This is a genomic window from Streptomyces megasporus (assembly GCF_000718985.1).
Classification (GTDB): domain Bacteria; phylum Actinomycetota; class Actinomycetes; order Streptomycetales; family Streptomycetaceae; genus Streptomyces; species Streptomyces megasporus.
Genome location: NZ_JODL01000010.1, coordinates 1 through 12,814, shown reverse-complemented (window position 1 = coordinate 12,814; position 12,814 = coordinate 1). Strand labels below are relative to the sequence as shown.

Below are 12,814 nucleotides of genomic sequence, written 5' to 3'. Positions count from 1 at the left end.
CCTCGGTGACGTGCGGGGGTCTAGCTGAGGGCGGAGTCGGGGGTGCGCCGGGTCGCCGTGTTCAGGAGCGCCGCGCGGTAGTGCTCCACCGTGCCACGGGCGGCCTGCTCCCAGGTGAAGCGGCTCAGCACCCTCTCCCGTCCGGCCGCGCCCAGCCTCGCCCGCAGGTCGGCGTCGCCGAGCAGTCTGCCCAGCGCCGCGGCGAGCGCGCCCGCGTCGCCCGGGGGCACCGCCAGGCAGGTCTCGCCGTCGGGGCCGGCGACCTCGGGGATCGCGCCGCCGGTGGTGGCGACCAGCGGGGTGCCGGTGGCCATGGCCTCGGCGGCGGGCAGCGAGAAGCCCTCGTAGAGGGAGGGCACGCAGGCGATTTGCGCGCCGCGTACCAGGTCCACCAACTCCCGGTCGCTGATGCCCTTGACGAACTCGATGGCGCGGTCGAGGCCGTACCGCTCGACGGCGGCGGCGACGGGACCGCTCTCGGGGCGTTTGCCGACGACCACCAGGTGCGCGTCCGGGTGCTCGGTGCGGACCTTGGCCAGGGCCTCCACCAGGTGGACCAACCCCTTGAGCGGGACGTCGGCGCTGGAGGTGGTGACGATGCGGCCGGGGACCTCGGGCACGGACGGATCGGGCGAGAACAGCCCGGTGTCGGCCCCGATGGGCACGACGTGGACGCGCTCGGGACGCACGCCGAGGTGCTCGGTGATCTCCCGGCGGGAGGAGCCGGAGACGGTCAGCACGCTCGGCAGCCGCCGGGCGACCCGCTTCTGCATGCGGGTGAAGGCGTACCAGCGGCGCACGGACGCCCGCCGCTTCCAGTCCGGGGCGGCGTCCAGCTCCACCTGCCGGTCCACGGTGACGGGGTGGTGGACGGTGGTGACCAGGGGGAAGCCGAGGCGTTCCAGGCCGAGCAGGCCGTAGCCGAGGGTCTGGTTGTCGTGGACGACGTCGAAGTCACCGCGCCGGGCGGCCAGATGGCGGCGGGCGCGCAGCGAGAAGGTCAGCGGCTCGGGGAAGCCGCCGGTCCACATGGTGGCGACCTCCAGCGCGTCGATCCAGTCGCGGTACTCCTCCCGCCTCGGGGTGCGGAAGGGGTCGGGCTGCCGGTAGAGGTCGAGGCTGGGGAGCTTGGTGAGGGTGACCTCCCCCGCCCGGTCGGCCTCGCCGTCGAGGACGGGGTCGAGAACGGGGTAGGGCTGGGCGCCGATCACCTCGACGCGGTGCCCCAGCCGGGCCAGTTCGCGCGACAGGTGGCGCACGTAGACGCCCTGGCCACCGCAGAACGGGTTCCCCTTGTAGCTGAGCAGCGCGATCCGCAGCGGTCGATCACCGTCGGCGGTCTCGCCCGCCAGGGGGCCAGCGGCTTCCCGGGTGGCCTCTGCCGTCACTCACGGCCCCCTTCCGACAGATCCTCGCGGCAAACGTCCGCGGGAGCGTAACCGCTCGCGTTAATCTGGAACAAGTTTCAAGGACGGCCCGACCGTGCCCCGCGGCACCCCCGGTCACGCCCGGCTTCCGGAGCCGCCGAACGGCTCCGACCCGCAAGATTACCGGCCGGTACACGATCCGGACCGACCGGGTCCGGGTGATTCGCACCACGGCTCCGCCCACGAGGTCGTGCGCGCTCCCGCGGGGCGTGCGGGAACGCGGCCTTGGGCCGCCGCGGGCCGATGGGGGAAGCGCGGCGGGACGGACGGGCCCCGGGACAGACGGGCAGGGAACATGACGGCACGACCCGACTCCCCTTCCTCCGCACCGCCGCTCACCGAGCGTCAGGAGGCACGTCGCCGCCGCATCCTGGACGCCACCGTCGAGCTGGCCCGGCGCGGCGGCTTCGGCGCGGTGCAGATGCGCGAGGTCGCCGACTCCGCGGACGTCGCCCTCGGCACGCTCTACCGCTACTTCCCCTCCAAGATCCACCTGCTGGTCGCCGTCCTGCGCGACCGGTTGGAGGGGTTGCGCGAGACGCTGCACGAGCGACCGCCCGGCGGCCGGGAGCCGGGGGCCAGGGTGGTCGAGGCGCTGACGCGCGCCTTCCGGGCGCTCCGGGAGGAGCCGCGTCTGACGGAGGCCATGGTGCGCGCGTTCACCTTCGCGGACCGCTCGGCCGGTGCGGAGGTGGAGGCGGTCTCGCGGCTCACCACCGCGATCGTCCTGGACGCCGTGGGGCGGCAGGGTCCGCCGCCGCCCGAACTGCTCTCGGTGGTCCGGGTCGTCGAGCACACCTGGCACTCGGCCCTGATCGGCTGGCTCTCCGGGCGCTGCTCCGGCGAACAGGTGTACGGAGACATCAAAACCGTGTGCGAGCTCATCCCCGCGGAAACCCCGGGCGGCGCGCACCGATAAACAATTCACTCCCCGCGCGCCCCCTGATCGCTCCCGCTGCTTCGAATGCCGGTGGGTTCTGGCTGAAAGTACGCGTTATCCGATGGCCTTTATAGGTATCTGTTGACGGGTGTTCGACAACCGTCACCCGTACAGGGCACTGAAGGAGCCGAACGTGATTGAGGTACTACTGGTGCACCACCTGGGCCTGTTGCGATCCGGCCTGGCGGCGCTGCTGAACGAGGCGCCCGACATGGAGGTCAAGGATGTCCCCTGGTCAGGTGATCCCGGTCGTCTTCGGTCCTTGCGGGCGGACGTGTGCGTCGTCGACATGGAGCTCCCGGAGTCGCCGGACGGGGGCGGTGTCGCGGAATTGTGCCGGCATATGACGTCGGCACAGTGCGGCCTCCTGATTCTGGCCACCCCCGGACGGCCCGGCCTGCTGCGCCGCGCCTATGACGCACAGGCCCTGGGATTCGTGAACAAGGACGCGACCCCGAAGAAGCTACGGGAGGGAATACGGCACGTCGCCGCCGGAAGAAGATACGTGGACGAGTCCCTCGCCCACGACCTCCTGCGCGCCGCGGACATGCCGCTGACCGCGCGGGAGTTAAGCGTCCTGTCGCTCGCCGCCAAGGGCGCCACCGTCTCCGAGATCGCCGGTCGTCTGCACCTGTCGCGCGGCACCATCCGCAACTACATGTCCGCGATCACCCGTAAGACCGGGGCCCGCAACCGGGTCGACGCCATACGGATCTCCCAGGGCGCGGGCTGGGTGTAGCACCCCTTCGCCCCTTCCCCGTCGTGCGGCCGGCCCCGGGTCCGGGGCCGGCCGCCGTGCTCCCTACCGGGTCCCCCGGTCACCGCGCGGGCCGGGCGCCGAGAGCGTCGCGTCCCGGCCGGGTCCGCCTCCGGGCCGGCGCCCGACCCGACCCCCGACCCGATCCCCGGTCCGATGTCCGGCCCGATGTCCGGCCCAGTGTCCGACGAGGTCGCGGTAGAGGGGCGAGCGGTCCAACAGGTCGCGGTGGCGCCCGACCGTGGCGTGGGCGCCGTCCATCACCAGCACCCGGTCGGCCCGGTGGACCGAGTCGATCCGGTGGGCGATCACCACCAGCGTGCCGGGTCGGTCGGCGAACGCCCGCTCGGCGCGCGCCTCCGCCGCCGGGTCCAGATGGCAGGTGGCCTCGTCCAACAGCACCAGGGGCGCGGGCGACAGGTGGGCCCGCCCCAGCGCGATCAGTTGCCGCTCCCCCTGGGAGAGGACCGCCGGATCGACCGTCGCGTCCAGTCCGCCCAGGCGCTCCACCAGCGGGCCGAGTCCGACCGCGGCCACCGAGGCGGCCACGGCCTCCTCCGGGACCTCCTCCGGCCCACCGGGGCACAGGTAGTGGAGGTTCTCGCGGAGGGTGCCGGTGAAGACGTACGCCTGCTGCGGGATCAGCACCCGCCTCCGGGCCGGCTCCCCGCCGGCCGGCCCGGAGGCCGTCGCCGGTTCGCCGTCCACCAGCACCAGCCCCTCGCAGGGGGTGAGCAGCCCCGCGATCAGGGCGGCGAGCGTGGACTTGCCGATGCCGCTGGGTCCCACGACGACCAGGTGCTCGCCGGGCTCGACCACCAGGTCCACACCGTGGAGGACCGGTTGGGCGGCGGGCCCGTAGGCGAAGGTCACCGAGCGCAGCTCCACCCGGGAGCCGGCGGTGCTCCGGGCGGCGGGGGCCGGGAGCGGGACCGTCCCCGCACCGCCTCCCCGGACGTCCGCGGAGGCGTCCTCAAGGTCGCCGTCCGGACCGTCCCCGACGAGCCGGTCCAGGACGACCAGCAGCCGGGTGCCCGCCGCTCCCAGAGCGTTCATCAGGGTGTGGAGGGCGGGCAGCAGCGACTGGGTCAGGTAGGTCAGCGCGCCCAGCAGCGCACCCGCCGTGACGCCCCCGTCCAGCAGCCACGGGGTGGCGACCAGCAGCAGGACGACGGGCAGGTGACCGGCCACCCCCAGCGCCAGGGTGCGGGCCGCGGCCCACCGGGCGAGCGCGCGGGCCGCCCTCACCTCGGCGTCGACCAGCTCGTCCGCCCCCGCCGCCACGCGCCGCTCGGCGCCGCACGCCACCACGTCCCGCAGCCCCGCGGCGACGGCGCCGTACCGGGTGGAGAGGGCCTCGTCCGCGCCGAGGAACTCCCGTTGGCGGGCCGCCATCGGCACGAGCGTGGCCGTGAACAGTACCAACCCCAGCACCAGCGGCGGCAGGACGACCAGCAGCAGCGGAAGGGCGAGGGAGGCCAGCCCGGCCAACGCCCCGGCCGCCGTGAAGACGAAGGACCGCAGCACCAGCACCAGCCCGGCGAAGCTGTCGCGGGCGAGCTCGGTCTGGTGGGTGAGGCGGGAGACGGCCGAGGCGTCCGCGCGGGCCGGGTCGGCCACCGCCTCGCGCAGGGCGCGGGCCACCACGCGGCGCAACAGCCCGTCCCGCAGCGGCTCGACGAGGTCGGCCAGGCCCCGGAAGACGCCTCGGGTGGCCAGTCCGCCCAGGGCGGTGGCCGCGGCGGCGACCACCAGCCAGAGCAGCCCGGTCCCGACCCGCCCGGCGAGGAAACCCCGGTCCAGGGCCTGGGCCACGCCGTAGCCGATCAGGAAGGTCTGCGCCGACTCCAGCAGCGACCAACCGCCGAGCAGGAGCAGCACGCGCCCCCGGTTCCGCAGGAAGCGCAGTGCCCGCGGCAGGAGTCGGCGGGCCGGTCCCCGAGCGCGCCGGCTCACCGGGCCCCCTCCCCGGCCGTACCGGCGTCCGCCGCCCGCGTCTCCTCCGCCGCGAACACCGCGCGGTAGTCGGGGAGTTCCCACAGCGCCGTGTGGGGGCCGACGGCCCGGACGCGACCGCCCTCCAGCCAGACCACCAGGTCGGCGCGGGCGGCGGAGGAGACCCGGTGCGCGACGATCAGCCGGGTGCCGGCCCGCACCTGGTCCGTCAGCGCCCGACCGACCTGGAGTTCGGTGACGCTGTCCAGGCTGGAGGTGGCGTCGTCGAGCACCAGCAGCCGGCCCGCGTGGGCGAAGGCCCGTGCCAGGCCGAGGCGTTGGAGTTCGCCGCCGGACAGCGGCGCGTCGGCGAGCGCGGTGGCGTACCCGGCGGGCAGACGGCGGACGAAGGCGTCGGCGCCGGCCGCCCGCGCGGCGGCCTCCACCGCCTCCGGTTCCGGCTCGTACGCCCCGAAGGCGACGGCCTCGCCGACGGAGGAGCCGAACAGGGCGGGGCGTTCGAAGGCGTAGCCGACCTCCCGGCGCAGTTTGGCGGGGTCGAGTCCGTCCAGCGGGACGCCGTCCAGCAGCACCCGCCCCTCCTCGGGGTCGGCGAGCCGTCCGGCGATCGCGGCCAGGGTGGACTTGCCCGATCCGGAGCGTCCCACGACGGCCACCGTGGTGCCGCCGGGGACGGTCAGGTCCACGTCCGTGAGCACCGTCCGTCCGCCGCGCACGGCGGTGACGCCGCGCAGCTCCAGCCGGCCGGTGCCGTCCGGCGGCAGGGAGCGCCGGCCGTGCCCGGTGCGGGGCACGGTGAGCAGTTCGGCGGTGCGCCGGGCGGCGGCACGGCTCCGCACCAGGGCGCTGACCTGGCTCGTCACACCGCCGATGCCCGCGGCCAGGGAGGCGTAGCGGAACGCGGCCAGCAGCTCGCCGACGCTCAACTGCCCGGCGGCCAGGCGCATGCCGCCCACCGCCAGGACGGCGAGCGTCAGCAGGGGCACCAGGACGCCGCTGCCGACGACGGCCCGCCCGTACACCCGCCACGTCCGCCGCCCCTGGGCGGACAGTTCGGGCAGCCGGGCCAGGACGCGGGCGCGTTCGCGGTCGACGGTCCCCGCGGCGGCCACGGTGCGGGCGCCGGCGAGCGCCTCGACCAGGTGGCCGGCGATCTCGCCCTGGACGCGCTGGTAGCGGGAGACGCTGTCGGAGGAGCCGCGGGCGAAGGCCCGCAGCAGCAGCACCAGCAGGGGCACCCCGGCGCAGAAGACCGCGGCGAGCCAGAGGTCGGTGACCGCCAGGGCGATCAGGGCCCCCAGCGGGGTGAGGAGCGAGGTGAGCGCGCCGGCGACGGCGGCGGGCGCTCCTCCCGCCTCGGCCGCGTTGCCCGTCAGGCGGGTCACCAGGTCCCCGGGGGCGAACCGGGCCGCCCGGCGCGGTCCCACGGCCAGCAGGTGGTCCAGGCCGCGGCGGCGCAGCCAGGCGGTGGAGCGGGCGACCGTGGTGCCGGTCAGCAGGGCGGCCACCGCGTCCAGGAGCACCTCGGCCGCGACCAGCGCCGCGCACAGCGCGAGCCAGGGGCCCGCGCCCCCACCGCCGTCCCGGCCGAGCAGCAGGTCGAGGGTGTGGCCGAGGACGGCGGGCAGGGCGATGGTGGCGGCGGCGGACGCGGTGTTCAGCAGGCAGATCGCCGTGGTGCGGCCGGCGCTGTGGCGGACCGCGGCCAGCAGGAGGCGGTCGGCCGGGTCGCGCCCGCTCCTCTCGCCTCCGCCTTCGGGACCCTGGGGTTCCGTCGGCTCGTCCGGCGCGCCGCCGGTTCCGTCGGTTCCGTCGGTTCCGTCGGTTCCGTGGACGGTGGGGTGGATGGCCATGGGCGGTGGAATCCTCGCGTCCGTGGACGGTGCGGCAGGGGTACGCGCGGGGTTGCGGGGGTACACCTTGGACAACGGCGACGCGGCCCCGGGCGTCGTGACCGCCCGGGACCGCGTTGACCGTTTCACCGCCGCGGGATCAGTGTCCGCGGCGCCGGGGTCAGTTGCAGGTGACGAGGCTCAGGGAGCTGTCGCCGCACAGCAGCAGGCTGGCCTGCGAGCCGCCGCCGGTGAACTCGTCGTCCTGCGGGGTCTCCATGGTCTGCAGGTCGAGAAGCGTCATTTCTCTGTTCCTTTCGTTTCCGTGGGGACGGGTTTTCCTGGTACGGCCTTCCGGACGGAAGACCGGCTCTGGGGCCGCCGGAGCGGCGGGAGGAAGGGCAGGTGCACGGGTGTGTCGTGCAGCGCGCTGCCCAGGGCGAGCAGGCAGCCGGCGGTGCCGGTGGCGAGGTCCGTCGACAGCCGCATCATCTGCTCGCCGGGGAAGGCCAGTCGGCCTCGGTAGGGGACGGCCGCCCGGGTCAGCGAGTCGATCTGACGGCGCAGATCGGCCTCGCGGGCGCCGGGGTCGCCGGTGGTCGTGCGGGCGAGGTGGAGGATCATCCCCGCCACGCCCCGGAACAGGCCGGGCTGTGCGTAGAACCTGGACCGGGCGGCTTCGAGGATGTCGTGCCGCGCCTTTTCGAAGCGCTCGTCCTCGCGGTGGACGGCGTAGTCGTCGAGCACCATCCCGATGCCGACGCTGCCGGCGCCCAGGTAGGGCATGGTGCGCCAGCCCTCGTCCACCTGGAGGGCGCCGTCGACGCCGGTCACGCAGCAGTCCAGGTCGCGGCGGAGGGCGCCGGCCGCGCGGTCGAGCAGCTCGGTCTGGCCGGTGCGCTCGTACAGCCGCAGGAAGAGCAGGGCCTCGCCGGTCGAGCCGTACAGCAGTCCGGCGCGGGGCGCTCCCTTGACGGCGGGCCGGGGACGATCGCCGCGCCGGTCGGCCTTGTCGGCGACGAGTTGGGCGCAGCGCAGCGCCTTCTCGTGCAGGACGCTCTCGCCCGTGGCCGCGGCCAGGGCGTCCAGGGCCAGACCGATGCCGGACAGTCCGCCGTGCAGGTCGGTGGCGAGATCCTCCCAGGGCTGGGCGAGGACGGTGTCGGCCAGTTCCAGGGCGCGGTCGGTGTGTCCGAACCTCTCCAGGGCCCAGGCGACGCCGGAGAGTCCGTCGTAGAAGCCCAGCGGTGTGCCGGAGGCGGGTTCCTTGGTCTTCCGCAGCAGCCACTCCTCGGCCTCGGGGCACCGCTCGCCGCCGGTCTCGGCCAGGACGTGGAGCACTCCGGCCGCGCCGTGGGCGAGGTTGATGCCGCCGCCGGGGGCGAACTGGGCTATGTCGCCGGGGAAGAAGCGGTCCTCGCGTTCGGGGGTGGCCGCGTCGAGCACGGCCCGCGTCATCGAGTCGCGGCTGCGCGGCCAGTCGGCGGGGTGCACGGGCAGGTATCCCCCGTCGATTCCGCTCGACGTGGCGCCCGTCGTGCCCTTCCGCGTCGCGCCGTCGGTCCCGGCGTCCTCCGCGGGCAGGCCCCGGGTGATCTCCGCCACCGCCTCGTCGAAGAACTCGCGCGGCACGTCGGGGAACTCCCGGGCGGCGATCCGCGCCAGGTGCGCGGCCTTCTCCCGGTCGATCGCGAACAGGTTGGTCAGCGGCAGGAAGAGGGCGATGCGCAGGCAGGCCAGGGCGTAGCGGTCGACGTCGAACCCCCTGCGGTCGGCGGGGGCGACGAAGCCGGGGTTGGCGATGACCTGACGCCGGCCCTCGTCGACGTGGGCGGCGGCCTCGAAGTCCAGCAGCGTCACCGAGGACTCGTCCTCGGAGACCATGATGTTGAACAGGTGCAGGTCGTTGAAGACGACGCCGCGTGCGTGGATGGCCTCGACGGCCTCCTCCACCAGGCGGTGCATTCGCAGGGCCCACTCGGTGTACTCGGCGATCCGCTCGGGGCTCGGGTCCGACTCGATCAGCGGGTGTCGGCGGGCGAAGAAGCCGTTGAGCGGTTTGCCCTCGATGTACTCCAGGGCCAGGAAGCGGTGGTCGCCGAGGGCGAACCAGTCGCGCACCTCGGGGGTCTGGGGCAGGCCGGACAGCCTCTCCAGGGCCTCCTTCTCCCGTGCCAGCCGGGTGACGGCGTCGGCCCCGTCGGCGGCCAGACCGGCGTGCGGGCGGCCCTCCTTGAGGACGACCCGCTCACCGGTGCGGGTGTCGGTCGCGACGTAGACCCCGCCGCCGTTGGAGAAGTGCAGGGCCTTCTCGACGCGGTAGGGGATGTCGCCGACCTTGGTGGCGTTGCGGGCCTGGAGGTGGGGCGCGAGGAAGTCCGGCAGGGTGACCCAGTCCGGGACGTGGAAGGTCGGGTCCCTGCGGTCGGGCACCAGACGGCCGGCGGCGTCCTCGATCGCGGGGCGCGGTTCGCCGTTCTCGTCGTAGCAGTGCCGTTCGGTGAAGCTGCCGTAGCGCAGGTACACCGGGCCGTCGCCCCAGCGCAGGTCGCTGAGGATGTAGGGGCCGGGCTCGCCGGTCAGCAGCGCGTCCAGCTCCTCGGCGATGGCGCGGCACTGGTCGTCGTCGGTCGGGTAGACGGTGACGAACTTTCCGCTGCCGCCGCGGTCGGCGTACTTGGCGTTGCGGTTGTGCAGCAGGTAGCGGTTCGGGATGAACTTGAAGGCGATGCCGCGGGGCACGCAGTGGTCCCAGACCGCGTCGATGATCCTCTCCGCGTTGTCCAGGCAGGCGGAGACGTGGATCTTCCAGCCCTGCTTGGGCAGTTCGGCGTCCTGCGGGCGCAGGGCCAGCCAGTCCCCGGAGCGGTGGCGCTGCCACCCCTCGGGAACCGGACGGCGCGTGGCCTGCCAGGCGCCGGTGCGCTCGGTGTCGTCGGAGACCCGGTGGGGGGCGTCGTAGAACCAGCGGTCCGCGTCGCAGTAGGCGGCGTACCCCTTGCTCATCGGTCCCCCTTCGGCTCGTCCGGCTTCCCGTGTGGCGACGGCCATGACTTTTCCATGTGCGGGGGGTGACGGAACAGTCACAGGTGTCACGACTCGACCGTGAGAAACGCACGAGTAACCGGAGTGTGACGGCCGTGTCACGCGGGCCCGTGTCGCTGGGGGACGCGCCTCGGCCCGCACCACCGGGCGGTGACACGGGCCGAGGAGGTTCTCCGCCGACATGGGCGCGACGTGGGCGTGACCTGGGACGACGCGAGGCGTGACCTGGGACGGCGCAGCGCGACGCGGGCGACGCCGGGTCCTACCTGCCGGCCTGCAGGGCTCCCCAGGTTCCGCCGCCGACGACGCCGTCCACGGTCAGGCCGCGGGTGCGCTGGTAGTCGCGGACGGCCGTGTCGGTGTTCGGACCGAAGAGGCCGTCGATGCCCACGGTCCGGCCGAGGGCGGCCGTCAGCGCGCGCTGGAGCCTCTCCACGTCCACGCCCGAACTCCCCTGTCGCAGGGTGGGCTTGGTGCCCGCCGACAGCAGGGCGGTCCAGGTGCGGGCGCCGACGACGCCGTCGGCGGTCAGGCCGCGGTTGCGCTGGAACGCCCGCACGGCGCCCTCGGTGCCGGCGCCGAAGACGCCGTCCACCGCGCCGGCGTCGAAACCGTTCTGGTTCAGCAGGTGTTGGGCGGCCTTCACCTGGGCGCCGGTGGAGCCGGTGCGGAGCGTGTCGTAGGAGGGGAAGTTCACCTGGACGGGAGCGGTGGCGTCGCCGTCGCGGACCAGTTGCATGTAGTAGGACCAGTTCCAGTTCGGGCCCGGGTCGGTGTGGTCGTTGCCCGGTACCTCGACGTGGCCGACGATGTGCGTCCGGTCCTTGGGGATGCCGTGCCGGTCGCACAGGTGGCGGGTCAGCGCGGCCGAGGAGCGGTACATGGCGTCGGTGAACCACGAGGGGTTGTCGACGTAGCCCTCGTGCTCGATCCCGATGGAGTACGGGTTGCCGGAGCGGGCGTGCCAGGCGGTGTCGCGGTCGCGGACCATCTGCGTGACCTGCCCGTCGGAGGAGCGGACCACGTAGTGGGCGCTGACGTTCGCGTCGGGGTTCCGGAACCAACTGATCGTCCCGGCGTACGAGCCCTGGGTGACGTGGACGACGACGTGGGTGATCGGCGACGTGCGGCCCGCGACGTAGTTGCCCGGGTCCGCCGGCACCCACAGGGCGGGCGGGTAGTCGGTGCTCAGGGCGCCCGTGTCGGAGGACGGGGCGGGCTCGGCGAGGGAGCGGACCTTCGCGTACCGGCCGCGTTCGGGGGCGACGTCCCGCGGTGCGACGGTGACCCGCTCGCCGTCCGGGGTGAGGGCGCTGAAGCCGTCCGCCAGGAAGTCGTAGACGGTGTCGGCGTACAGCTTCGCGGCCCGGTCGTCCTCCGCGCCGCCGTAGCGGGCCACCACCGGGTACCAGGCGTCCGCGTCGCGGCGTTCGGAGGCGTCCAGGCCCGCCTCGTCGGCGTAGGCGCGCAGGACGGCGGCGCCGCCGAGGATGTTGGCCTCGGTGTCCCGCCTCAGGTCGGTCTCGGACTCGCCGGTCAGGTCGGCGGCCTCCCCCAGGGTGTCGCGCACGGGGTTGTCGACCAGGTGCATCACGCCGTGGCCGCCCGCGTGGCTGGGCTTCCCGTCGTGGTCGTCCAGGTGGGTCTCCCCGTAGCCGACCGCGACGAGCAGGTCCCGGGGGACCTGGAACTCCTCGGCGGCCTGGGCGAACGCTCGGTTCATCGGGTTCGACGGCGTGAGGTCCGCGGGCGCGGCGCCCGCGGGTCCGCCCATGGCGAGCAGCGCGGCCACGGTCAGACCGCCGAGCACGGCTGCGCCCGACCGTCTCGCGGCCAGGGGGCGTCGGAACATTCTTCCTCCAGGTCAGCATGCGCGTGGGGGGGGTGAGCATCGATGGCTCGCTCACGCCGGTGGACGGGACGAATTCCTATCGTTAAGACATGAGCACGTCAATAACGCCGCGATGATTCGCCGTGAATTCGCCCATGAGGCCGGAGGGAATTCGGAAGCGGGGTCCGGGAAGGGCACCGACACACGAAATTCCGCCCCGGACCACCGCCACCACCTGCACGGACACCTCGGCGCGACCGTCCACGCGCCGGGGTTCCGCGGCCCTTGAGCGTCACGGGTCGCCACCGCGCGCGTCAACCGGTCGCGCCGGAAAAACGGAAGGATTCTTTGGTGTGAACCACTGGAGAATCCACGCGGGGAGGCGGACATCGCGTCTACTCCCCTTGTTCCGCGCCTTCTTCCTGCTTCTTCCTTCTTTCTCCCTTCTTCGTTCCTCCTCCTTTGCTTCTTTCTCTCCCTCTTCGGCCGACCCCCTCCGGTCGTCCCACGGCCGCTCCCGAGCCGTCCCGGCGGTTCTCCCCAACTCCCCGCCGACACACGGCACATGCTCCGGCCGGTCCCGCGCCCCGGTCCCGGCCCCGGTGTGATCCCGCTCCCACACCGACGGGACCAGGCCGGTCGCCCGTTAGAGTGAGCCGACGAACGTCATGTGCCCGATCGGGGGAAGCCGGTGCGAATCCGGCGCTGACCCGCAACCGTGAGCGCGACGGACGCACCCCGTCCGTCGCGGAAGCCGGAGCACCCGCCCGGGCACGAGCAGGCTCCCGGAACCGACGCCTCCACCGTGTGGCGGAGCGACGGTCCCGGTACCGGCACCGTCGAGGAATGCGGAGTCGAGCCCGGTGTGCCCCCGTGCGGCGAGCGCGGTCGGCCGTCGCGCGCGGCTGCGCCCGAAGACGCCCACGAGAAAGGCTTCCCAATGCTGATGTCAAGCCGCCGCTGTGACAGGCGGTGTGGCTTGGTAGCACGCTCCGTCACGGATCATGGCCCACAGGACGTTGACGC

General features: G+C 73.9%; 8 protein-coding genes. 2 read left to right on the top strand and 6 right to left on the bottom strand.

Going from position 1 to position 12,814, the window contains the following annotated elements; translation table 11 throughout:
* Positions 1-20: 20 nt before the first annotated feature.
* On the bottom strand, positions 21-1,388 hold the full coding sequence (locus IF47_RS0110890) for a glycosyltransferase family 4 protein (protein WP_031508413.1): 1,368 nt from the start codon (positions 1,386-1,388) through the stop codon (positions 21-23).
* 334 nt (positions 1,389-1,722) lie between these two features.
* On the opposite strand from IF47_RS0110890, the gene IF47_RS0110885 reads away from it, so the two are divergent.
* Positions 1,723-2,346 (top strand): TetR family transcriptional regulator, encoded by a 624-nt coding sequence (locus IF47_RS0110885; protein WP_031508411.1) that lies wholly within the window; start codon positions 1,723-1,725, stop codon positions 2,344-2,346.
* Between the two features lie 154 nt (positions 2,347-2,500).
* A complete protein-coding gene (locus IF47_RS0110880; protein ID WP_031508410.1) occupies positions 2,501-3,106 on the top strand; it encodes a response regulator transcription factor in 606 nt (201 codons plus the stop codon).
* Between the two features lie 63 nt (positions 3,107-3,169).
* On the opposite strand, the gene IF47_RS0110875 is transcribed toward IF47_RS0110880, so the two are convergent.
* The 5 genes from IF47_RS0110875 to IF47_RS0110855 form a co-directional block, all read right to left on the bottom strand.
* Entirely contained in the window at positions 3,170-5,080 is a 1,911-nt protein-coding gene (locus IF47_RS0110875; protein ID WP_211257187.1) for an ATP-binding cassette domain-containing protein, read from the bottom strand.
* Positions 5,077-6,933, bottom strand: a complete 1,857-nt coding sequence (locus tag IF47_RS0110870; protein WP_078591723.1) for an ABC transporter ATP-binding protein — start codon at positions 6,931-6,933, stop codon at positions 5,077-5,079. Before IF47_RS0110870 ends, IF47_RS0110875 begins: the two co-directional genes overlap by 4 nt.
* 160 nt (positions 6,934-7,093) lie before the next feature.
* Complete coding sequence (locus IF47_RS0110865) at positions 7,094-7,216, bottom strand: SapB/AmfS family lanthipeptide (protein WP_031508406.1); 123 nt, start codon at positions 7,214-7,216, stop codon at positions 7,094-7,096.
* A complete protein-coding gene (gene lanKC, locus IF47_RS0110860) occupies positions 7,213-9,918 on the bottom strand; it encodes a class III lanthionine synthetase LanKC (protein ID WP_078591722.1) in 2,706 nt (901 codons plus the stop codon). The genes IF47_RS0110865 and lanKC overlap by 4 nt, the downstream gene beginning before the upstream one ends.
* 301 nt (positions 9,919-10,219) lie before the next feature.
* Positions 10,220-11,809, bottom strand: coding sequence for a peptidoglycan-binding protein (locus IF47_RS0110855; RefSeq protein ID WP_031508403.1), 1,590 nt, complete (start codon positions 11,807-11,809; stop codon positions 10,220-10,222).
* Positions 11,810-12,814: the final 1,005 nt, after the last annotated feature.

Bases quoted from the DNA above. Each gene is read 5' to 3' on its own strand.
- IF47_RS0110885 (WP_031508411.1), top strand. From the start codon at position 1,723: ATGACGGCACGACCCGACTCCCCTTCCTCCGCACCGCCGCTCACCGAG.
- IF47_RS0110870 (WP_078591723.1), bottom strand. From the start codon at position 6,933: ATGGCCATCCACCCCACCGTCCACGGAACCGACGGAACCGACGGAACC.
- IF47_RS0110865 (WP_031508406.1), bottom strand. From the start codon at position 7,216: ATGACGCTTCTCGACCTGCAGACCATGGAGACCCCGCAGGACGACGAG.
- lanKC (WP_078591722.1), bottom strand. From the start codon at position 9,918: ATGAGCAAGGGGTACGCCGCCTACTGCGACGCGGACCGCTGGTTCTAC.
- IF47_RS0110855 (WP_031508403.1), bottom strand. From the start codon at position 11,809: ATGTTCCGACGCCCCCTGGCCGCGAGACGGTCGGGCGCAGCCGTGCTC.